The following is a 22388-nucleotide window of genomic DNA, read 5'->3' on the forward strand; positions in this document are numbered from 1 at the left end:
CCTCTTCATAAGCATCTCGGGTTATACCATAATGATTTAAACGGTATAAAAATTGCTTTCCATTACCGTATCCAATACCTAATTTAGCACCAATAACCGCTCGACGAGCTGCACTATCAGGCATACCAGACAATCCGTGACGCACTAAGTCCACCATAGTAAATTCGTTAGATGATTCTAGAGATTCTACGTGTAATGTAGATAGAGCCTTTCTAATTGACTCTGGAGATGCTTGTTCTATGCCAATATCATCATTTGCAAACGCTTCGTCACGAGGCACAAAAGCATGTTGTGCATTAGGGAATTTTTTAGTTAAAACGCGTCGGATTCGCTCCCCTGCTGTATCAGGATCAGTTAATATAATAATGCCACGTTTCTCATAGGCAACGCGAATCATATCGATAACACCTCTTCTGAGGGTAAATCCTTCTGTAGCAATGCAATCAGCGTCTACAGCTTGAGCGATACGTTGTATATCAGATTTTCCTTCTACGACAATGACTTGTTTTAACATATATCCCCCTTTTATTCTATTAATACATTGTAACATATATATAACATTGCTTAAATACTTATAATCGAGTAGTATTAATAGTGTAATATATAAAAGGAGGCCAATTATGACCTTACAACAATTAAAGTATGTCACAACAATTGCCAATATAGGCAGTATTAGTGAGGCAGCCAAGAGATTATTTGTGTCTCAACCGAGTCTCACCAAGGCTATTAAAGAACTAGAGAAAGAAATGGGTATTACCATTTTCGATCGTACAAATAAAGGAATTACCGTATCTAAAGAAGGGGAACGCTTCCTCGGCTATGCGCGCCAAGTGTTAGAACAAGCAGCCCTTTTAGAGGAGCAATATAAGAGCCAAAGCGGTGGTAAAAAACAATTTTCTGTGTCTACTCAACATTACTCCTTTGCAGTCAATGCCTTTGTAGAGCTTTTAAAAGGCGCTGAAATCGATCAATATGATGTATCCTTACGAGAAACACAAACCTATGAAATTATCGATGACGTGGCTCATATGAAGAGTGAAATTGGTTTGCTCTATTATAATGATTTCAACCGTCCTGTATTAGAAAAATTAATTCACACTAACGAATTAACCTTTACTGAATTATTTACGGCCCATCCTCATATCTTTATTGGTAAAACGCATCCATTAGCCCATAAAGAGGTAGTCTCTATGGACGAATTAGAGGAATATCCATATATTTCCTTTGAGCAAGGCGATCACAACTCCTTCTACTTCTCTGAAGAAATCTTCAGTACCGTAGTGCGCCCAAAACATATCCGTGTTCGCGATAGAGCATCTTTATTTAGCCTATTACTTGGCCTTGATGGATACACTGTATCTAGTGGTGTAATCGATAAAGAGGTAAATGGTGAAAATATCATTTCCGTTCCACTTGCCGAAGAAGGTTTAATGCACATTGGCTATATTACTAATAATAAAATGCAACGTAGCCGTTTAGGTCAAGAATATATCCACGCCTTAGAACAATACGTTAGTAATTACGGTAGACATATTCAATTACCGGAAAACAAAAAATAATTATATATCATATTATTTATAGAACGATACAACACTATTGTTCAATTTAGATGTATCAGATAATCCATAAAGAAGGCACTCTCTATTTTAGAGAGTGCCTTCTTAGGTATAACTTAAAGAATAAAATCACTCATAGACATAACTTCAAACTATACACAACTCAAACATATTGATATTTTTATATATAATCATACTTAGCTATAATTAACCTATCAAAATTATCGGTTTAATCGTTTATATAAGGAGGATTATTATGTCCAAACATAAAGCACCATTCCACTTTGATATCGTAGGTTCCTTCCTACGCCCAGCAGAATTAAAAGAAGCACGCGAAGCTTTTAATAAGGGAAATATTACTCGAGAAGAATTAACAGCCGTTGAAGATCGTCTTATTACAGACCTCATTCAAAAACAGAAAGCAGCTGGCCTACCAGTGATTACAGATGGCGAATTCCGTCGTGCCTATTGGCATCTAGACTTCATGTGGGGCTTTAACGGCGTAAAAGAAATTGAACTGGAACACGGTTATAAATTCGTCGGTCAAGAAACTGCACCCGGCTCCCTCGCTCTTACAGGTAAAATCACCGGTACTAATCATCCATTTGTAGAGCATTTTAAATTTGTGAAGCAATTTGAAGATGAAAATACTACGGCGCGTCAAACAATCCCAGCCCCATCCCAATTCTTAGCTGAATTATTTCGTGAGAATAACGGCATTACAACACGCTCCTTCTATCCTGATTTAGAAGAACTCATTCAAGATATTGCAGCTGCCTATCGCCAAGTGATTAAAGACCTCTATGATGCAGGTTGCCGGAACATTCAATTTGATGATTGTACTTGGGGTATGTGTTGTGACCATGCTTACTGGACAGGTCGTCAAAAGGATAAAAGTGTAACCATTGAAGGTGAAACCGCTAAATATTTACGTTTGAATAACTTAGCTCTTGAAGGTCGCCCTCACGACTTAGCATTTACTACACATGTATGTCGTGGTAACTATAACTCTACATGGGCCGCTAGTGGTGGGTACGAACCTATTGCCCCTATCCTATTTGCCAAGGAAAATGTAGACGCTTATTACCTAGAATTTGATGATGATCGCTCTGGAGGTTTTGAGCCATTGCGTGAAGTTTCTCCTAATAAAAAGGTTGTATTAGGCCTTATCACATCTAAACGCCCTGAGTTAGAAGATAAAGAAGTCATCAAAGAACGTATCAAAGAAGCAACAAAATATATCCCTCTCGAAAGACTTTGCTTATCCCCTCAATGTGGCTTTGCATCCTGTGAAATTGGCAACCAATTGACCGAGGAAGAACAATGGGCTAAACTCGCATTAGTCAAAGAAATAGCTCATGAAGTTTGGGGTGATTAAATGAATGAACATACTATATATTTAGGTGGCGGTTGTTTCTGGGGCCTTCAAGGGTACATCAGAAAGATCTCCGGTGTCCTTTCTACTGAGGTAGGCTATGCTAATGGACCTACAGAAAATCCAAGTTATGAAGATGTATGCCACAATAGTGGCCACGTAGAAGCTCTCAAGGTTACTTACGATACTGATATATTATCTTTAGACCACTTAATTCAATATTTCCTACGTGCTATTGATCCCTTTAGTATCAACAAACAAGGTGGTGACGTAGGTATTCAATATCGTACGGGTATTTATTATACTGATCCAACAGATAAGGCCATTATTGAAAGCACCTTAGCTCGTGCTCAAGCCTTTGAAGGCAAACCATTTGCTATTGAAGTATTACCGTTAGAGAACTACTACTCTGCCGAGGAATACCATCAAGATTACTTAGACAAAAATCCTAATGGCTATTGTCACATTCCATTAGGTCTATCTGATGAACCACTCATCGATGACAATGTATATACTAAACCTTCCCAGGAAGATTTAAAGGCTTTAACGCCGCAAGAGTTTGAAGTAACTCAAAACTCTGCTACTGATGCACCTTTCAGTCATGAACTAACAGATGAGTTCAAAGCAGGTCTCTATGTTGATATTACAACTGGAGAACCCCTTTTTGTATCATCCCATAAATTCGATTCTCATTGTGGCTGGCCTAGCTTTACTAAGCCAATAGCTAAAGATGTTATCAAATATTACCAAGATGACTCACATGGTATGAATCGCATAGAAGTTCGTAGCCGCATTGGTAATGCTCATTTAGGTCATGTATTTGAAGATGGGCCCAATGGCTCTCTTCGCTACTGTATCAATGGATCTGCTTTAAAATTTATTCCTAAAGAAGAATTAAAAGGTACCAAATACGAATACTTAATTCCATATATTGAGGACTAGTTAAAATGAAAGGACGCCATACATATGTAAGGCGTCCTTTTATTATATTAATCCAAAACGTACACTGTAACGTCTTGACGACCAAAGTCCATAGCCTCACCATAAGAGTCCATTACAAGGTCGATTTTATTACCTACTATAGCACCACCTGTATCGGCAGCAATAGCTTCACCGTAACCAGGAATAAATAAACGTGTTCCCAATGGAATAACATCTGGGTCAACTGCAGCAATGCCACGTACTGCAGGTAAGCCCGTAGCTGTAATACCAGCACCATCACCATCGCCAGCAAGATAAGCAGATGCTTCCATTACGATAGCGCGAGACGCACGTCCTGCCACATTACGAGATGTAGTCACCTCACGAGTGCCCTCTTTAATAATTGTAGGTACCATTGCACGTTGTGTTACTTTAGATACGTCATTAGTTTTAATAACTGTACCATTACTATATAGTGTTTCACGTTGTACTCGTTCTAAGCCAGGTTGACCAACTTGAACAACCTCTTCTTCGCCCTTAGCCATAGTATCATCTTTTTGACGAACCACTTCAACAGCAACTTCTTGATCTACTGTAGATAGAGAGCGGCTTGTTACTTGAGCAATTGTTATACGTGTACCACTTAAAACAGATCCATTTTCATCGCCCACTACTACATAATTAGGTGCTTTGAAACCAAGCTCATTAGCAACACCTTGAGCAGTTGTTTCTGTAGTGAATACAGCTCTTGTTTTACCATTTACAGTTACATAAACTGGAATAGCACGAACAACTGTTAAGGTTGTTCCATTTTGAACTGTAGATGAACTAGAAATAACTTTATCATTTGGATTTAACTTAACCCCAGCATCGCGTACAATGCCTTCGTTAGAATTTAAATGCGTTCTAACAGTGTGTGCTGCACCATCGACCATAACGGTAACGGTTTTATCATTATAAGAAAACCCGGTCATGGTTACAGCTGTTACAATCAATCCGGCAACAACAGACGAAATATATCGCTTGTGTGTCTTATGAATTCTCATGTTGTAATCCCTCCTGTAATGGTATTATTCTACTACAGATAGATACAACCTGTCAAACGCCGTAAGTTAACAATAAGGCAAAATCCTTTATAAATACTGAATTTATAACAGTTTGTATTTTGTATTTTTTAATAAAAGTCCACCGTATGCGTACATATCGATATTTTTAAATACTATACAATATATTCCGAATTGTGTACATATATACAATACTAATACCACATATAGTATATACAGATTTTTTATTACTAAATTTGTATTTTTATGTGTTTTTCAATTGTTACCAATATTTTCTAGAATACTCAAAACTTCACTTTACCCTCATTTTTAAATGTATAAGAAAGTAAAAAAGCCCATATAATGGGCTTTTTATATGTTATGTAATTGTATTAAAATTCATTACCTAATATATTAAGGTTTCTTCATCATCTATTCATTTTTAACATCGGTTGTAACCGTTCAATGACCGTCATTGACTCTCTGTGTTCATGCTCAATAGCAGCTTTCATTAGCTCCTCTTGAGCAGATATAGGATTCTCTCGATCATTGATTTTATGATATGAACCATCTGCTCTCATAAAATGAGCTTTTAATGTATCATCTAAATATAAATCTAAAATACTTTTTACCCGTTCTTTATGGCGTTTATCTTCAATAGGAATCATAAGCTCTACACGTTCATTCAAATTTCGAGGCATCCAATCTGCACTAGATAGGTACAGACTTTCATTCCCTCCATTACGGAAGTAGAACAAACGATGATGTTCAAGAAAACGCCCCACAATAGAGCGTACTGTTATATTATCACTAACACCGGCAATGCCAGGACGAAGCGTACAAATACCACGCACGATAAGATCGATACGAACTCCAGCAGAAGAAGCTTCATACAACTTAGCAATGACCTTTTTATCGAGCAGAGAATTCATCTTACCAATGATATAGGCTTCTTCCCCATTCTTAGCAAACTCGATTTCACGGTCAATAAGTTCCATAATTTTTTCACGTAAATTTAAAGGCGCTACAATAAACTTATTCCAAATCGGTGGGTCAGAATATCCAGAAATCAAGTTAAAGAAACGTGACGCATCATCACCATACTCATCATTACAAGTAAATATACCACAATCAGTATACATGCGAGCTGTTTTACCATTATAGTTTCCCGTTGCTAGATGGACGTACCGCCTAATACCATCCGTTTCCCGGCGTACCACCATAGTAATTTTAGAGTGTGTCTTAAGACCTTTTAAACCATAAATAACATGACATCCCGCTTTTTCGAGTCGACGCGCCATATGAATATTGTTTTCTTCATCAAACCGCGCCTTAACCTCCATAAGGACGGTTACTTGTTTCCCATTATCTGCCGCTTTTATTAAGGACGCAATAATCGGAGAATCCCCACTAACGCGATATAATGTTTGTTTAATAGCCAATACATCAGGATCTATAGCTGCTTGTGCAATAAATTGCTCAACCACTGCAAAAGATTCAAAGGGATGATGAACAAAAAGATCTTGCTTCCCAATAATAGAAAATAAGCTATCACCTTCATGATCAACTAATTCACTAGGAATCTTAGGATCAAACGGTTCATATCGGAGCTTATCATAACCAGGATAGTTACAGAAATCAAAGTACATACGGCAATCCAAATGTCCATCAATGCGATATACGTCCTTTTGCTCTAATTCTACACTTGTAAGAACAAAGTCTAATAAGTGATCCTTTATCTCTCCACAAACTTCAAGACGTACCGCATCACCACGACGGCGACGCCGCAAGGATGCCTCTACTTCAGATAGCAAATCTGTTGCTTCTTCCTCATCTATTTCAAGGTCTGCATCACGTGTAATACGGAAAACCATATAATCTTCAATACCATAACCTTGGAAAAATTGATTTGCATAATAAGTAATGACATCTTCTAGATAAACAAATCGATGTTCCTTATTGCCACGGCTTGGAACTTCAATGATTCGATCTAATACAGATGGTATTGGCAAGATAGCAATCTTGTAATCCTTAGTCCCATCCTCTTGTATTTGAAAGATACGTACAATTGCATTAATGGTATGATTTGTTAAAAATGGAAATGGGTGCCCCGAGTCAACAGCCAATGGTGTTACTACGGGGTATATATGTTCCTCAAAATAATGGCGTAGCCAGGCTTTTGTTTTTACATCTAGTGTATCAGGATGGGTAAAGAAAAAGCCATGAGCCTCTAGTTCAGTCAATACATTATTTAAATACGTGCTTTGCATGGAAACAAGACGTTGTACAGATTCATCAATCGCCTTTAATTGTGCTTTTGCATCCATATGAGCCGCATCATATTTAACAATGCCATTCACAACTTGATGGCGTAAGCCAGCCACTCGAATCATAAAAAACTCATCTAAATTAGAACTAGCAATAGCAATAAAACGCAACCGCTCCAACAGCGGAGTATTTGGATCTATGGACTCTAATAGTACACGCTGATTAAATTTTAGCCAAGATAATTCACGATTAAAATAATATTTAGCATTACTGAACATGGCGGTCACCTCCTCTTACAAGCATAAGTTCCATACCAAATACTTCTGTAAAATATTCAGCATCTCGATTAAACGTCCACCATTCTAGAGAAATATCCTCATTAGTGCGACAGAATACATACAATACATTATCGCGCTCTTCCAATATAACATCTGAGATTTTTTGGTTACTCCCTGCATCGAGAGCACAGGCCACACGAATGATAGCTACTAACTTTGTAACTTGAATCTTTTGTAATTCTGTCAAGGAATTAAAATATGTATCATCATCAGATGGAGTTCCCTTATAGTGATAAAATACGACATTTGCAACTACTTGTTTTTCTTCTTCTGAAAGCCCGAAAATATCTGTGCCCATCACAATATGATACGCATGCTCTCCATGGTTTCGTAAATTAACAAACTTGCCTACAGAACACAATATAGCTGCAATGCGGCATAAGTAACCCCACCGCTCCGGTAAACCTTTATGGCGTAATGTTTTACAGAATAAAGAACTGAAACGTTCCACCTCAACATCATGAATGCTGTCAGTATGATATCTAGCGGCAACAGCACGAGCTAATTGAGCATTTTGCTCACGCAATTGGTACATAAAGGGATTATTTTCCGCCTCAACTCCATAGAACCAGCTTATTCCTTGAGAGAAGGAGAAGCTACTAAAAATCAACGATTTAGGCTCTATAGCCGTTATAATTTCATTAAATAAAATCATAGTAGGCATCAAAATATTCGCCTTATATTCAGGTAGTTTATATCGATTGATCAACTTAGTGGCTGTTACACCATCAAAGGATTTGATGAACCCCTTAAAACGTTCTGGTTCAATGGTAATAATATCGTCCTTATTACTGCCATCTCCCATGAGACGCGCCATATATTGAGCTTCATCGCCTGATAAAATAACACTATTAATATTGAAGGTCTTAAGCTCCTCCCGTAATGGGCCTATCATGCGATGTAAATACTCGGTAATAGCCATTGGAAACGATGTAGAGGAACGTTGGTTGCGATTAAAAGATTCCATAACACGTAATGACCCGCTATGCATATTGCGCTGGAATAATAAGCTTTCACCACGCCAAACGGTTAAACCTACACCACCAGAAGTAATATCAAGAAATAATGTTGCCTTTGTAGGATCCGTCAAGCGGTACTGATTAGTCATCTTGTAGTATAGTAAGGCATATTTGTAATACACCTCTTTAGGCATGTCGATAACCTCAACACGCATACCTGTTTGAATATAAATTTGGTCCAGAATACTACGACGATTAGCGGCTTCACGTATTACAGTAGTACCATATAATCTAGAGCGACTCACACCGTAATCAGACATTAATTGTTTATATCCCTTTAAGATATGACAAATTTCCTCAATCGTTTCAAAACTTAAACGAGAGGTTTGGAATAATTCTTCCCCAAAGGTTACCTCCCTAGCTGCATAATCTATAACGCGTACATCATCGATGCCTTTGTATTCTAAAATAGTAATACTCATGCTACTGGAGCCTACATGTAGCACTGCATATCGTAACGCTTTTGGTAATGCCATTATGCCTCCTTACGAGCTTCCTTCCACTCTATTTCTAATGTTTTCTTGAATTCTTTTTTGAAGGATTTTCCTAATTTCTCTACAGCCGCTTTTGTGACACTTATATCGCGACCATTCAAATAGGTTACAACTAATTGTACACTAGTATATTTTAGATTCACGGATAAATGGCGAATAAATTGTTCATGACTTTCATCAAGAGCTTCAGCCAAGGCTAGAATAATAGATATTTTTTGTCCCAACAAACGCTGTTCTTGATCTAACAATTTACCGTATAAGAAGTTTTTATACTCTTTTGGCGTCAAACCATGAGAGTTCATAACAAGGAACGCGCTAAAAGCTTGTTCAATATGGGAAAGCCCATATAAATTACTATTGACAAGCATATAGCAGCCATGTCGGGCATGACTATAATAATTAATCCGTTTACCAATATCATGTAATAAACTAGCCGCAATCAAACAACGTCTTGTATTTTTATCAGCTCTATGAAGTGGTTCTAATTCATCATACAGTTTAATAGCTAAATCTGTAATATATTTAGCATGAACTAACTCATGTTTAGTCATACCTAATAATACATTCTCTGCAGAATGTACTAAAATATCATCAATAATAGAGTTACCACCTAAGTAGTGCGCTCCATAATAGTCATAAAATAAACCTTCTCGCAAACCACAACCACCAACAACGAGTGTTTTAGTATTTACGTAGTTAAATAATTCTTCTACGATAGTAAGGCCGGCAATAATGATATCAGCGCGCTCCGATGATAAACCACTAATCTTTTTGCGCTCCTCTAGAGTTTTGCCTTTTACTTCTTCCAAAATTTCATGGAATCTATGATATGGAATTTCATAATTATGTAGCTTTGTAATAGGATAAGATAACTTGCGTTGATTCATTTTAGCAATATTACGAGCAGTGCCACCGATACCAAGGAGCGGTAATTTCACATTGCGAAGCCATGTATGTTCCTTAATCGTTTTCTTTACAACTTTCGTCAGTTTATCAAGTTCTTTAGGAGTATATTCATCCCCCTTCTGATAGGTGCCTGTTAAGGTAAGGGCCCCTATCGGCAAGCTCACCGATTTTGTAATATGACGATTTCGTACAAGGGTTATCTCGGTACTGGCACCACCTAAATCAAAAATAATAAAATCCTTAAGTCCAATGGTATTGATAACGCCAAGAAACCCCAGGCGAGCCTCTTCTTCACCAGCAATACATTCTAAATCCAAACCCGTTCGTTCTTTTACGGATTTAATAAAAGCATCCCCATTTTTAGCCAAACGTACTGCTGCGGTAGCAACAGCTTTAACCGTATTTGCCTCCATTGCATCAGCCATGTGTACAAAACCTTTTAGAGCACGCAAAGAGCGTTCCATAGCTTCTTTGGTCAGTTCGTGAGTTCCCCACATATTCTCACTGAGACGTACACTTTCTTTCTCTTGATATATCAGTCGATAACTACCAGTCTTAGAAATTTCATATATGACAAAACGAACTGAGTTCGAGCCTAAATCTATAAATGCAATACGTTTCATGTTGCTATCCTCATCTTACTTCTGTTCAGTCTGAATATACTTTAGTATACCATAGAAAAACGCGATTCTCACCGCTAAGGGAGAACCGCGTTTTATGATTTATAATTCTAATTTAGTTTTATCATGTATTTTAATACTTTGTACGCAAAAACTTAGTAATTAAAGCCCAACAGATATTTTATCAGCCAATAATCTTATGAACTAGTTTCTACATTTACTCGATACCAAATACTCGTTTACCATTATTAAAAGCAATTTCACAAAACTCATCTATATCGAGCCCTTTAAGGCTTGCAATTTCTTCTGCCACAAACTGAGTTTTACTTGGATCATTACGACGGCCTCTAAATGGTGGTGGTGTCAAATACGGTGAATCGGTTTCAATGAGGATTCGTTCTAATGGCACTTGTCTTGCTACTTCCTTAAGATTTGTAGACTTAGGAAATACTACAGGACCTGCAAAGGAAATATAAAAGCCCATTTTAATGGCTTCTTTTGCCATCTCCCAGCTACCAGAATAGCAATGAAAAATGCCCCAGTTATCCTTCCCTTCATTGCGCAAGATATTCATAATATCACCATGTGCATCGCGGTCATGGATAATAATCGGGAGATCTACTTCACGAGCAAGCTCTAACTGACGAATAAATACGCGTTTTTGTGTTTCACGGTCAGAAAAATCATAGTAATAATCTAGTCCAATTTCACCAATAGCACGTACCTTATCATTGTTAAGAGCTTGTTCCTTATAAAACTCGTAGTCTTCTTCTGTAAAGTCCTTTGATTCATGGGGATGAGTCCCTACAGCAGCATATAATTGATCGTACTGTTTAGCCAAAGCTAAACCAGACTCAACGGTACCTCTGTCAACACCAGGAATCATAATATATTCTACACCTGTATCAAAGCAGGCTTGTAACATCTCATTACGATCATTATCAAAGCGCCCATCATTTACATGAGCATGTGTATCAAAAAGTTTCATTATTTAACCACACTTCCTGCCGGTAATGATTCGATATTTGTTACCTCTAAATGTTCTTCCCAATCAGAGGCGGACAAAATCATACCATAAGACTCAATGCCCATCATCTTTTTAGGAGCCAAGTTAGACAAATAGATTACCTTTTTACCAACCATAGTCTCCGGTTCATAATATTGGGAAATACCACTTAATACGGTGCGTTCTTCAATACCGATATCCAATACAAATTTCAACAACTTCTTGGACTTAGGCACCTTTTCACAGCTTATAACTTTAGCTACACGAAGATCGAGTTTCTCAAAGTCATCATAGGTAATATTTTCTTTTAATGGTGGAATATTAGATGTATCTACAGCTTCTTCAACTTCTTCTGTAACAACTACATCTACCATTTCAGGAACTTCAAAACGTGGATAGATAGGCTCACCTTTTACAACTTTAGTACCTGTTGCCAATAATCCCCAAGTTTTAGCATCTTCCAACGTAGCCGCTTCAAAACCTGTAAGCCCTAATTGTTCCCAGATTTTTGGAGCTCCTACAGGAATTACAGGGCTTACTAAGATGGCAATGATACGCAATGCCTCTGCCAAGTGATACATAGCAGATTGCAAGCGCGCTTTATCATGAGCATCTTCAGATTTAGCCAATACCCAAGGCATTGTTTCATCAATGTATTTATTCATGCGACCAATAAAGGACCATACAGTTTTGATAGCTTTATTAAGCTCCATATTTTCCATCGCCGCTTCAAAATCTTTTGCAGTTTGAACGGCTAATGTAGATACATCACGATCCAAATCATCCATATCATCGCATTTTGTAATCACACCACCATGGTATTTTTCAATCATCGCAATAGTACGGTTTAATAAGTTACCTAAATCATTAGATAAATCTGCATTAATTTTTGTAACGAAGTTAGGTAACGTAAAGTTGCCGTCATTACCTAACGTAATCTCGCTTAATAAGTAATAACGCAAAGAATCTGCACCATATGTATCAATCAATGGGATTGGATCGATTACGTTCCCCAAGGATTTACTCATCTTTGTACCATCTACAATCATCCAACCGTGTCCAAATACCTTTTTTGGTAATGGCAACTCAAGGCTCATGAGCATCATAGGCCAAATAATTGTATGGAAACGTACGATTTCCTTCCCCACTAAATGGAGATCTGCAGGCCAGTATTTTTTATATAGTTCACCATCACCATCAAATGGAGAGAGTGCACTAATATAGTTCACTAATGCATCGAACCAAACATATACTACATGTTTAGGATCAAATGGGACCTTGATTCCCCAATCAAAGGATGTACGAGACACCGCCAAGTCTTCTAGACCTTGCTTTACAAATTGAATCATCTCATTACGACGAGATTCAGGCTGAATAAAGTCAGGATTCTCTTCAATAAACTTAAGCCATTGATCCGTATATTTACCGAGTTTGAAGAAATAACTTTCCTCTTTAACACGCTCTACAGGGCGACCGCAATCCGGACAAGTATGATTAGGTCCTAGCTTCTGCTCTGTCCAAAAAGTTTCGTCCGGTGTACAATACCAGCCTTCATATTCGGCTTTGTAAATATCGCCCTTCTCATAAGCTTTTGTAAATAACGCTTGAACAACCTTTTCATGACGTTCATCGGTAGTCCGAATAAAATCGTCATTGGAAATATGCATTTTTTCCCACAATGCTTTAAAACCATTTACAATATTTGTAGTATATTCAAGAGGAGTAATGCCTTGTGCTTCTGCAGCACGTTGGATTTTTTGGCCATGTTCATCTGAACCAGTCAAAAAACGTACATCATATCCTGCTAATCGTTTAAAGCGTGCAATTGTATCGGCTACAGATGTACAATACGTATGACCAATGTGCAACTTAGCACTTGGATAATAAATAGGTGTCGTAATATAATACGTTTTCTTTGTGTCTCCCATGATGAGCCTCCTTCTAACCTTCGAATGGGAAGGTTTAACGTTCTACAATATTATATACATCCCGGCGGGAAACGTTAAAACGCTTTGCCACCTGGCGAATAGCTTCTTTTTTAGGTACCCCAGTATCTACAAGGGCTTGCACAGCATCTTCATAAGATACTGGTTCATCCAACACTTCACAAGTATCGGACTCCACTGTATCAGCACCGCTTACGATGAGGACGAATTCACCTTTATAGGTGAGCTGTTCTAAATCCTTTATAAGGCTTTCTAGATCGGTGCGTACAAAGGTTTCAAACTTCTTCGTCAATTCCCTTGCCACCGTTATAGAGCGATTACCAAAGACTTCATACATATCTTGTAAAACCTCTTGTAATCGATGCGGGGCTTCGTAAAACAGCAAGGTTCCCGTCACTTGTGAAAGTCTTTTTAATTCTTCAATACGATGTTTTCCCCGTTTAGGCAAGAACCCTGCAAAGGTAAAGGATTTAGTATCTAAACCTGATGCAATAAGTGCTGTTAACGCCGCATTGGCTCCTGGTAATGGAACTACAGCTATGCCTTCTTCAATGGCCTTTGTTACAAGGTCTGCCCCTGGATCAGAAATAGCAGGCATACCCGCATCACTAACGCAAGCAATCGACTGTCCTTCTAACAAAAGCTCCAAAATATAAGCACCTTTTTCCTCCTTATTATGTTCATGATAAGAAATCAAAGGCTTTTTAATATCAAAATGTTTTAACAATATGCCCGTATGACGTGTATCCTCAGCCGCGATAGCATCTACCTCACCCAAAATACGAACAGATCGATACGTCATATCTTCTAAATTACCAATCGGTGTAGGCACCAAGTATAATGCGCCCCATTCATTATCGTTCATACCAAGAGGACACCTCCTTCGTGTACACATTCGTTTTTTTGTAAACGATGAGTGGTGGCTCAAGTACAAGACCTGCCTGACCTTGAAAAATAGACTCTATCAAAACTAATTTTGCTGGTTTATCTAGCATACCATGAACAAACCGAATTCGTTTTGCTTGAAAGTTAAACCTTTCTAGTTCATGTAATACATATTGCAACCGACTAGCACTATAAATCATCCACAAGCGACCTTTACATTTAATAAAAGACTGTACCGCTTTCAGAACATCACATAAAGTTGTATGTCCATCATGAAGTGCTAAAGTACGCTCTTCAGATGTAGGCTTTGCACCGCTTTCACAATCATAAAAAGGGGGATTAACAATAACACCATCAAAAGGCTTATCTTGTATATCTCGATATGTCATATGCCGATAATCACCACATAACATATTTACCACATCTTGTTTACGATTATGTTCTACGCTACGCTTAGCCAACTCAACGAGAGTTTCATTAATTTCTATACCTGTAATATGACCTGCCCCTAATGACGTACCTATAAGCGGCATAACCCCTGACCCCGTTCCAAGATCAACATAGGTATGACGACCATTAAAACGACAAAAATGAATGAGTGCTATGGCGTCAAAGGAAAAGCGAAACATATCAGAACGCTGATAAATCTGTAAGCCATCGATAATTAAATCATCAAGTCGTTCTTGATCATTCATCAGGCAATGCCACCTCGGACCATTTCAAATCGATAGTACGGCCCGCTTCGAGCTGTACCTTTACAGTATGTTTATGATGATTTACCTTTAAAACTTTACCAATACCTTCATCGGTAACAACCTCCTTACCAATGCCAGGAGGTGCTATATCTTGAGGAGATTGAGTGCGTTCCTTCTTCACATATAGGTCGCCACCTTTTTTATATAAATCATCTTCGTAGTTAAGACAACACATCAATCGACCGCATACACCGGAAATCTTCGTAGGATTTAAGCTTAAATTTTGATCCTTTGCCATGCGAATCGATACAGGCGTAAAGTCACCTAAGAAATTTGAACAACACAAAGGTCGACCACAAGCACCGATACCATTTAGTACTTTAGCCTCATCACGGACACCTACTTGGCGTAACTCGATGCGCGTTCTAAATATAGTTGCCAAATCTTTAACGAGCTCACGGAAGTCAATACGGCCATCTGCAGTAAAGAAGAATATAATCTTATTCATATCAAATGTGTATTCCACATTAATAAGTTTCATCGGTAACTTGCGTTTTTCAATTTTTTCGAGACAAATTTCAAAGGCTTTTTCTTCGCGCTCTTTATTCTTCTCGATTTGTTTCAAATCCTTAGACGTCGCCTGTCTAATAACAGGCTTAACAGGGGCAACAACAGAATCTTCATAGACCTCTTTAGGTCCAATCACAACTGTGCCATATTCTACACCACGTGCTGTTTCAACGATAACTCCATCCCCAACGGATAGTTCTAATTGTTCAGGCTGAAAATAATAAATCTTTCCCGCCTTTTTAAAGCGTACGCCAACTATGGTTAGCATTTAATCCTCCTCCCGAGCATCATGAAGGGCGATACTAAGACCGTCCACCACGAGAGCGGTTTTTATATGTAAGCACAAAGCCCGTTCTGCTTGCAATGTTTCGGTAATAACCTTAGCCAATGCTTGCATAGACCAGCGCGGTAATAATCGTAATAATTGAGTTTTGTATATAGGTACTTGTAATTGCGTGTCTTGAGCCCCCATTTTAAGAGCCATCATATCTCTACTTACAAGGCGTAGCCAGTGCATCAATTCCGTTAGGCTTTCACGAGATAAGCTTTCACAAGCTAAGGAAATCATAGAAAACCATCGCGTTTCAAAAGCTAATATGTCCATCACCTTAACGGCTAACTCTAGCATTTCAATGCGACCTTGTGTCGCCAGTTTTTCCACCAATTGTGGATTACCATGACCAGCTAATAAAGCCTGTTCTATATCACCGGTAATTCCACGCGCTATAAGAGCGGTGCGAATCGTATCTACATCAACACTGTTAAAACCAACTCCCATACATCTAGAAATGATGGTAGGCAATACGGTGTTAATCTTGTTCGTAATAATGATGAAGTACACCTGTTCGGGTGGTTCTTCAATGGTTTTTAGCATAGCATTTGCCATAACTGCATTGGCTGTGTGAAAGTCCTCCACAATGACAACGCGGTTCCCATTGCCCGCCACAGACAGATGATCTTGTAATAATGAATACCACTGCTCTACCTTTAAGGTTGTTTTCATAGGGCGAATCCAAAAGGCATCACCCTTATCCATATAGATAGGTAATCCTTCGGCTTCGATACGTTTTTCCGTATCCCCATTTGCTAAACGGGCTTCCTTAACCTCTGCTAAATAAGATTCCCCCTTAGGTTGAGAGAATACTTGACGCCCTAGTAATAAAGACGCTAGGCCAATGGCCATATCTAGCTTGCCAAGACCAGATTCGCCATAAAACAAGAGACTATGAGGTAATGCATTACGACTTACAAGTTCAGATAGGTGTGCCTTAATCGAATCTTGACCAATTATAGAATCAAAATATGTCATAGCGCCTCCTATCAATACATGCTCAATATTAATATTATATAGGAAAAAGGCGACTTTTAAAAGAGTCGCCTTTTTCTAAGGTAGTAGATTTTCTACTACACTATATACATCATTATGAATTTCTTCAATAGTACGCAATGTATACTGACTAGACTTAGCTTTATCAGCACAAGGTATGCGGTGCCATTGATAACGCTTTACTAATTCTTCATACGCACCGTGAACGGCTACTAAATATGCATGATTCCCTTCGTGAATATCACCAGTATTGCCTCCTGTTTTACCAGTGCGCTCCGCCATAAGGGCTTCGCTCACTTCAAGGGGCATATCCAAAAGGCATACCGCATCAGGTTTAGGCAAGCCAAATTTTTGGAACTCAAAATCTTCAAGCCAATCTAAAAAAGCAGTACGCTCCTTCGGATCATCGTATTTTACCATTTGATGTACCATATTTGATGTGGTATAACGATCTGCAATGATGATACCCCCATTGTTATAAAACTGCTCCCAATCAGTTCTAAAGGAAGCAAATCGATCGATGGCATACATAGAGCTTGCCACATAAGGATTTACATCATGTACATCTTTACCAAATTCACCAGCTAAATACATTTTAATAGGCATAGCGGCGCCGCTATCATAGTTTGGAAAGCTCACAGACTTAACAGCATGCCCTTCTTTGGCCAAGCGTTCTACTAAGAGTTTAGTTTGTGTAGCCTTACCACTGCCATCTCCACCTTCTAATATAATCAAAGTCCCCATAATTACTCCTGTAATACCCAAAATGTTTCCAATGTCATATCATCAGCACCATTCGGTACAAAACCTAAAGCCTTGCGATTCTCTATATATTGTAACACAGAGGCACTAATCTCTTCACCTACTGCTACACAGGGAATACCTGGTGGATAATAAGCAATGGTCTCCCCTGCAATGCGATGAAGTGCTTCTTTTAAAGGTACTTGCTCACGATTTGCATACATAGCATTACGAGGGGTAACACGAACTTGAGGCACGGGTAACAAAGCGGACTCTTTGCTAGGCCTATATAAGTGGTCTACATCCATGCTTCTAATTCTTGAAGAATCTCTTAGAACTTCATCACTCACAGCTTGTACAGCCTTAATAAGGATATCCACAGATTCTTTAGTGTCACCAATTGTAATAAGTACTAACACATGATTTGCCTGTACTAACTCCACTTCGATACGATGATTGCGCAATAAATGTTCAAATTCTACACCTGTTAAACCTAAGCCTTTTGCATCAATCAGCACCTTAGTACAATCATAATTTATTACCCGCTCTTGAATATCTGTGTATTCCATAGTAGCAATACCAGAAATTTTATTGAGTTTCTCACGTAAGTACACACTCAACTCTACTGCACGACTTACTAAATCATTACCTGCTGTGGCTAATTGATGGCGCGCCATATCTAAGGAAGCAAGGAAAATATAGTTTGGACTCGTACTTTGTAGCATTTGATGCATTTGCGTAATACGCCGCTTATCAATTTTTTTACCTTGCCCTAATAGCCAAGATGTTTGTGTCAAAGAGCCAACAGATTTATGTGTACTTTGAGCCACCAAATCTGCTCCAGCCTCTATAGCTTCTATAGGTAAACTTTCAGAGAACGGCAAATGAGGACCATGAGCTTCATCAACAAGTACAATAAGTTCCCGCTTATGAGCCTCTTGTATGATATTAACAATATCTATGCCCACGCCATAATAGTTTGGATAAACTAAAAGAATCGCCTTTGCCTCTGGATGTGCATCCATTGATTTGATAGCATTTTCTAATGATACTCCTAGTGGAATCCCCCAGCGTTCATCAAAATCACAGCCCATATATACTGGTTTGGCTCCTGAGAGAACAAGCCCACTAATAACAGAACGATGTGCTTCTCGAGGAATAATAATGGTTTCATCAGGCCCTACGGTCCCCATAATCATGGCTTCAATCAAAGCTGTAGTACCATTAATAGAAAACCAACAGCAATCAGCTCCATATAATTCGGCTGTTAAGTCTTGCGCTTCTTTTAATTCCCGTTCAGGTTCATGTAAATCATCTAAAGCGTACATAACACCTAAGTCATAGGGTAACGCTGGCCCCATCCAATTCTTTAACAGTTGAGGTGCTTCAACGCCTATCTTATGACCTGGCGTATGAAAGGGCACAAAATGTTGTTCTTTATATGATTCTAAAGCCTCTACAAAAGGCATTTTTTCTTGATTACTCATATGTACCTCGTAAAAAGGGCATGAATCTCAATGAGACTCATGCCCTTATGCATGTATTTATCGCTGTGGACGACGTTTAGGATTGAATTGATTCATGCCTTTATCAATGCCTACCTCTAAGGTGCCTAATACGGCTTTTACCGTATCCTTAATACCTTTTTGTACCTTCTCTTGCGACTCTTCACTAAATGGTGCTAAAACATGATCAATGACAGTCCATTGTGGTAACGGACGTCCAATTCCTACGCGGAAACGAGGAAAATTTTCTGTTCCTATATGGGAAATTAAAGATTTAATCCCATTATGTCCACCCGAACTACCATTTGGTCGAATACGCAACTTACCTATAGGTAAATCCATGTCATCATAGATACAATACACATCAGATGGATCAATTTTATAGTACCGCATTAACGGTCCTACAGACTCACCACTTAGATTCATAAATGTTTGCGGCTTTACAAGTAATACTTTCTCACCATCCACGGTAATACTGCATACCTCAGCACGTTGCTCCTCTCTCCAAGGCGTGTGAGGGACACTATCGGCAATGGCATCAATAACCATAAATCCAATATTATGTTTTGTCTTTTCGTATTGCTTGCCGGGGTTACCGAGGCCTACTACTAATTTCAAGAATCACCTATTATTTATCAAATAAATTACTTACAGATACTTCATGGAAAATACGCATAATTGCTTCACCCAACAATGGAGCTACGGATAATTGCGTAATATTTGGTAAGTTGCAATTTTCCGGCAATGGAATAGTATTAGTAACGATAAGTTCCTTAATATTGGAATTTGCAATTCGTTCACTTGCCGGATCTGTCAACACTGCATGTGTAACAGCGGCGGTAACAGATTTAGCACCGAATTCTTCCAATGCTTTAGCACCTTCAACCAAGGATCCAGCCGTATCTACGATATCATCGATAATAATACAGTTTTTACCTGCCACATCACCGATGAGATTCATAACTTTAGCCACACCTGGTTCAGGGCGTTTTTTCTCAATGATTGCAATCGGTGCACCAATGCGGTCAGCCAAATCACGAGCTCTTGTAACACCGCCGAGGTCAGGAGATACAACGATAACATCTTCCATATTTTTTTCATTAATATATTTAGCCAAAATAGATGCGCCAAACAAATGATCTACAGGCACATCAAAGAAACCTTGAATTTGGCCTGCATGCAAATCAATTGTTACAAGACGTGTAATACCTGCCGTTTGCATCAAATTAGCTACTAACTTAGCTGTAATCGGCTCACGACCGCGAGTCTTACGGTCTTGGCGAGCATAGCCATAGTAAGGAACTACTGCAGTGATATGACGTGCAGAAGCGCGTTTTAACGCGTCAGCCATAACCATGAGTTCCATTAAATTATCATTTACAGGATAGCTAGTTGGTTGAATGATAAATACATCTTTGCCACGTACGCTTTCATCAATCATTATTTGTACTTCGCCATTGTTAAAACGACCTACAAATGCTTCACCTAAAGGCAACCCTAAATAATCACAAATTTCCTTTGCCAATGCAGGATTTGCATTACCTGTGAAAATCTTGAGTTTTTTGCCGTCTTCAAATGCCATTTTGTTACCCTTTCATTTGCTCCTATACTGGTTACTTATCCATAATCTATACATTACAGATACACACTATTGCCTTTTTATTGTATACTATTTTGACCTAATTGTGTTAAAAAATATGAGATTTTTTTTATTTCTTTTTGAAAGTATCCTCTGTTACCCAATTTTCTTTCACAATTTGCTTACTGCGACCTACAGCCAAGGCCTTATCTGGTACGTTTTTAGTAATAGTTGAGCCCGCACCTACATAGCTATAATTACCTACTGTTACAGGAGCAACTAAGTTACTATTACAACCAACAAATGCACCATCACCAATAGTCGTACGATGCTTAACTTTCCCATCATAATTTACGGTAATAGTGCCACAGCCAATATTAACACCGGCCCCAACATCACTATCGCCGATATAGGAGAGATGTGGAAACTTGGTACCTTCCCCAACAATAGAGTTCTTAACCTCTACAAAGTTACCTACATGAACCTTATTACCTAAAACTGTATTTGGACGCAAATGGGCATATGGACCTACATCTACACCGTCTTTTACTTCACAGTCATGACCATAAGTAAAATGGATAATCGTATCATTACCGACTTTTACATTCGTCAAACGAGTATGTGGTCCAATTTCACAACGCTCACCAATCACGGTATCACCTTCAAGAATTGTACCAGGATGCAAAATTGTATCTGCACCTACTGTTACCTCAGGAGCCACATAGGTATTTTCAGGATCAATAATTGTTACGCCAGCAGTCATTAACTCAACATTTTTACGATGTTTTAATATAGCTTCAGCCTCTGCTAATTGCAAACGTGAGTTTACACCTAAAGATTCTTCAAAATCCTTAGTCATGTATGCACTTACCTTGTCGCCACCATTTACGAGAATACCAACTACATCAGTAATATACAATTCACCTTGGGCATTATCATCAGATAATTGATCTAAGCAAGGCCATAATTTTTTACTATCAAAAGCGTACATACCTGTATTTACTTCTTGAACCGCTAATTCTTCAGGTTTACCATCTTTCTGTTCTACGATACGAACTACAGAACCCGCTTCATTACGAATGATACGTCCATAACCAGTTGGATCCGGCATATGAGCAGTTAAGATTGTAGCTGCTGCACCGGAATTTTTATGTTCTTCTAAAAGTGCTTCTAAACTTTCTTTTGTAACCAGGGGAGTATCACCGCATAACAATAAGATTGTACCATCATAATCACCAAGTACTGGTTGAGCCATCTTAACTGCATGACCTGTACCATTTTGTTCTTCTTGACGAACAAATTCAGCACGCTCTCCCAAGTAATTTTGTACTGCATCGCCACCAAAACCAACGATAACAACATCGCGATTGGTACCAATGGATTGAACCGTTTCAAGAACGCGTTCTACCATCGCCTTACCGCCGACCTTGTGTAACACTTTTGGCAATTTAGACTTCATACGCGTGCCCTTACCAGCAGCTAAAATAAGGCTTGCAATATTCATAGTAATCTCCTATCTGTTATCTCTTATATCTCTATACCATTTTAAATATTCTTTACGTCATTATTTAGCCCATAGGTCAATACTCAATAT

19 protein-coding genes are annotated in these 22388 nt (G+C 38.5%); 3 read left to right on the forward strand and 16 right to left on the reverse strand.

Annotated elements, in window-relative coordinates; genetic code table 11:
• Positions 1–514: ribonuclease M5 (gene rnmV / locus HMPREF1865_RS01860; protein ID WP_072270786.1), on the reverse strand; the 514-nt coding region annotated here is incomplete at its 3' end.
• A 106-nt stretch (positions 515–620) separates the two neighbouring features.
• Between rnmV and HMPREF1865_RS01865 the strand changes: the two genes are divergently transcribed.
• From HMPREF1865_RS01865 to msrB, 3 genes are all read left to right on the forward strand, one after another.
• Positions 621–1559 carry a LysR family transcriptional regulator gene (locus HMPREF1865_RS01865; RefSeq protein WP_004697127.1) on the forward strand — a complete coding sequence of 313 codons (939 nt, stop codon included), beginning with the start codon at positions 621–623 and terminating at the stop codon, positions 1557–1559.
• Between the two features lie 253 nt (positions 1560–1812).
• Positions 1813–2934 (forward strand): 5-methyltetrahydropteroyltriglutamate--homocysteine S-methyltransferase, encoded by a 1122-nt coding sequence (locus HMPREF1865_RS01870; RefSeq protein WP_060918998.1) that lies wholly within the window; start codon positions 1813–1815, stop codon positions 2932–2934.
• Entirely contained in the window at positions 2935–3873 is a 939-nt protein-coding gene (gene msrB, locus HMPREF1865_RS01875) for a peptide-methionine (R)-S-oxide reductase MsrB (RefSeq protein WP_060918999.1), read from the forward strand.
• 47 nt (positions 3874–3920) lie between these two features.
• On the opposite strand, the gene HMPREF1865_RS01880 is transcribed toward msrB, so the two are convergent.
• From HMPREF1865_RS01880 to glmU, 15 genes are all read right to left on the reverse strand, one after another.
• Entirely contained in the window at positions 3921–4898 is a 978-nt protein-coding gene (locus HMPREF1865_RS01880) for a 3D domain-containing protein (protein WP_004693280.1), read from the reverse strand.
• Between the two features lie 425 nt (positions 4899–5323).
• A complete protein-coding gene (gene ppk1, locus HMPREF1865_RS01885) occupies positions 5324–7441 on the reverse strand; it encodes a polyphosphate kinase 1 (protein ID WP_008600549.1) in 2118 nt (705 codons plus the stop codon).
• Positions 7431–8996 carry a Ppx/GppA phosphatase family protein gene (locus HMPREF1865_RS01890; protein ID WP_060919000.1) on the reverse strand — a complete coding sequence of 522 codons (1566 nt, stop codon included), beginning with the start codon at positions 8994–8996 and terminating at the stop codon, positions 7431–7433. Before HMPREF1865_RS01890 ends, ppk1 begins: the two co-directional genes overlap by 11 nt.
• Positions 8996–10543: an exopolyphosphatase gene (gene ppx / locus HMPREF1865_RS01895; protein WP_060919001.1), complete on the reverse strand. Its 1548-nt coding sequence runs from the start codon at positions 10541–10543 to the stop codon at positions 8996–8998. Before ppx ends, HMPREF1865_RS01890 begins: the two co-directional genes overlap by 1 nt.
• A 214-nt stretch (positions 10544–10757) precedes the next feature.
• The gene (locus HMPREF1865_RS01900) at positions 10758–11528 is read right to left on the reverse strand and encodes a TatD family hydrolase (protein WP_060919002.1); all 771 of its coding nucleotides are present in this window, start codon (positions 11526–11528) and stop codon (positions 10758–10760) included.
• The gene (metG, locus tag HMPREF1865_RS01905) at positions 11528–13474 is read right to left on the reverse strand and encodes a methionine--tRNA ligase (protein ID WP_008713598.1); all 1947 of its coding nucleotides are present in this window, start codon (positions 13472–13474) and stop codon (positions 11528–11530) included. Before metG ends, HMPREF1865_RS01900 begins: the two co-directional genes overlap by 1 nt.
• 34 nt (positions 13475–13508) lie before the next feature.
• Complete coding sequence (gene rsmI, locus HMPREF1865_RS01910; RefSeq protein WP_008713597.1) at positions 13509–14357, reverse strand: 16S rRNA (cytidine(1402)-2'-O)-methyltransferase; 849 nt, start codon at positions 14355–14357, stop codon at positions 13509–13511.
• On the reverse strand, positions 14347–15072 hold the full coding sequence (locus tag HMPREF1865_RS01915; RefSeq protein ID WP_008713596.1) for a tRNA1(Val) (adenine(37)-N6)-methyltransferase: 726 nt from the start codon (positions 15070–15072) through the stop codon (positions 14347–14349). The genes rsmI and HMPREF1865_RS01915 overlap by 11 nt, the downstream gene beginning before the upstream one ends.
• On the reverse strand, positions 15065–15910 hold the full coding sequence (locus tag HMPREF1865_RS01920; RefSeq protein ID WP_008713595.1) for a PSP1 domain-containing protein: 846 nt from the start codon (positions 15908–15910) through the stop codon (positions 15065–15067). Before HMPREF1865_RS01920 ends, HMPREF1865_RS01915 begins: the two co-directional genes overlap by 8 nt.
• The gene (locus tag HMPREF1865_RS01925) at positions 15911–16951 is read right to left on the reverse strand and encodes a hypothetical protein (RefSeq protein ID WP_060919003.1); all 1041 of its coding nucleotides are present in this window, start codon (positions 16949–16951) and stop codon (positions 15911–15913) included.
• A 75-nt stretch (positions 16952–17026) separates the two neighbouring features.
• On the reverse strand, positions 17027–17713 hold the full coding sequence (locus HMPREF1865_RS01930) for a dTMP kinase (protein ID WP_060919004.1): 687 nt from the start codon (positions 17711–17713) through the stop codon (positions 17027–17029).
• Between the two features lie 2 nt (positions 17714–17715).
• A complete protein-coding gene (locus HMPREF1865_RS01935; protein ID WP_060919005.1) occupies positions 17716–19197 on the reverse strand; it encodes an aminotransferase class I/II-fold pyridoxal phosphate-dependent enzyme in 1482 nt (493 codons plus the stop codon).
• Positions 19198–19254: 57 nt separating this feature from the next.
• Positions 19255–19833, reverse strand: coding sequence for an aminoacyl-tRNA hydrolase (gene pth / locus HMPREF1865_RS01940; protein ID WP_008600525.1), 579 nt, complete (start codon positions 19831–19833; stop codon positions 19255–19257).
• Between the two features lie 10 nt (positions 19834–19843).
• Positions 19844–20797 carry a ribose-phosphate diphosphokinase gene (locus tag HMPREF1865_RS01945; RefSeq protein WP_004693255.1) on the reverse strand — a complete coding sequence of 318 codons (954 nt, stop codon included), beginning with the start codon at positions 20795–20797 and terminating at the stop codon, positions 19844–19846.
• Between the two features lie 127 nt (positions 20798–20924).
• Positions 20925–22298, reverse strand: a complete 1374-nt coding sequence (gene glmU, locus HMPREF1865_RS01950; protein WP_021147931.1) for a bifunctional UDP-N-acetylglucosamine diphosphorylase/glucosamine-1-phosphate N-acetyltransferase GlmU — start codon at positions 22296–22298, stop codon at positions 20925–20927.
• Positions 22299–22388: the final 90 nt, after the last annotated feature.

It is taken from the genome of Veillonella parvula (assembly GCF_001553335.1).
In the GTDB taxonomy this organism is placed as follows: Bacteria; Bacillota; Negativicutes; order Veillonellales; family Veillonellaceae; genus Veillonella; species Veillonella parvula_S.

Coding starts and splice junctions, on each gene's coding strand:
- rsmI (WP_008713597.1), bottom strand. CDS start 14,357: ATGAACGATAATGAATGGGGCGCATTATACTTGGTGCCTACACCGATT.
- HMPREF1865_RS01915 (WP_008713596.1), bottom strand. CDS start 15,072: ATGAATGATCAAGAACGACTTGATGATTTAATTATCGATGGCTTACAG.
- metG (WP_008713598.1), bottom strand. CDS start 13,474: ATGGGAGACACAAAGAAAACGTATTATATTACGACACCTATTTATTAT.
- ppx (WP_060919001.1), bottom strand. CDS start 10,543: ATGAAACGTATTGCATTTATAGATTTAGGCTCGAACTCAGTTCGTTTT.
- HMPREF1865_RS01925 (WP_060919003.1), bottom strand. CDS start 16,951: ATGACATATTTTGATTCTATAATTGGTCAAGATTCGATTAAGGCACAC.
- HMPREF1865_RS01880 (WP_004693280.1), bottom strand. CDS start 4,898: ATGAGAATTCATAAGACACACAAGCGATATATTTCGTCTGTTGTTGCC.
- glmU (WP_021147931.1), bottom strand. CDS start 22,298: ATGAATATTGCAAGCCTTATTTTAGCTGCTGGTAAGGGCACGCGTATG.
- msrB (WP_060918999.1), top strand. CDS start 2,935: ATGAATGAACATACTATATATTTAGGTGGCGGTTGTTTCTGGGGCCTT.
- HMPREF1865_RS01930 (WP_060919004.1), bottom strand. CDS start 17,713: ATGGGGACTTTGATTATATTAGAAGGTGGAGATGGCAGTGGTAAGGCT.
- ppk1 (WP_008600549.1), bottom strand. CDS start 7,441: ATGTTCAGTAATGCTAAATATTATTTTAATCGTGAATTATCTTGGCTA.
- HMPREF1865_RS01890 (WP_060919000.1), bottom strand. CDS start 8,996: ATGGCATTACCAAAAGCGTTACGATATGCAGTGCTACATGTAGGCTCC.
- HMPREF1865_RS01945 (WP_004693255.1), bottom strand. CDS start 20,797: ATGGCATTTGAAGACGGCAAAAAACTCAAGATTTTCACAGGTAATGCA.
- HMPREF1865_RS01865 (WP_004697127.1), top strand. CDS start 621: ATGACCTTACAACAATTAAAGTATGTCACAACAATTGCCAATATAGGC.
- HMPREF1865_RS01920 (WP_008713595.1), bottom strand. CDS start 15,910: ATGCTAACCATAGTTGGCGTACGCTTTAAAAAGGCGGGAAAGATTTAT.
- HMPREF1865_RS01870 (WP_060918998.1), top strand. CDS start 1,813: ATGTCCAAACATAAAGCACCATTCCACTTTGATATCGTAGGTTCCTTC.
- HMPREF1865_RS01900 (WP_060919002.1), bottom strand. CDS start 11,528: ATGAAACTTTTTGATACACATGCTCATGTAAATGATGGGCGCTTTGAT.
- HMPREF1865_RS01935 (WP_060919005.1), bottom strand. CDS start 19,197: ATGAGTAATCAAGAAAAAATGCCTTTTGTAGAGGCTTTAGAATCATAT.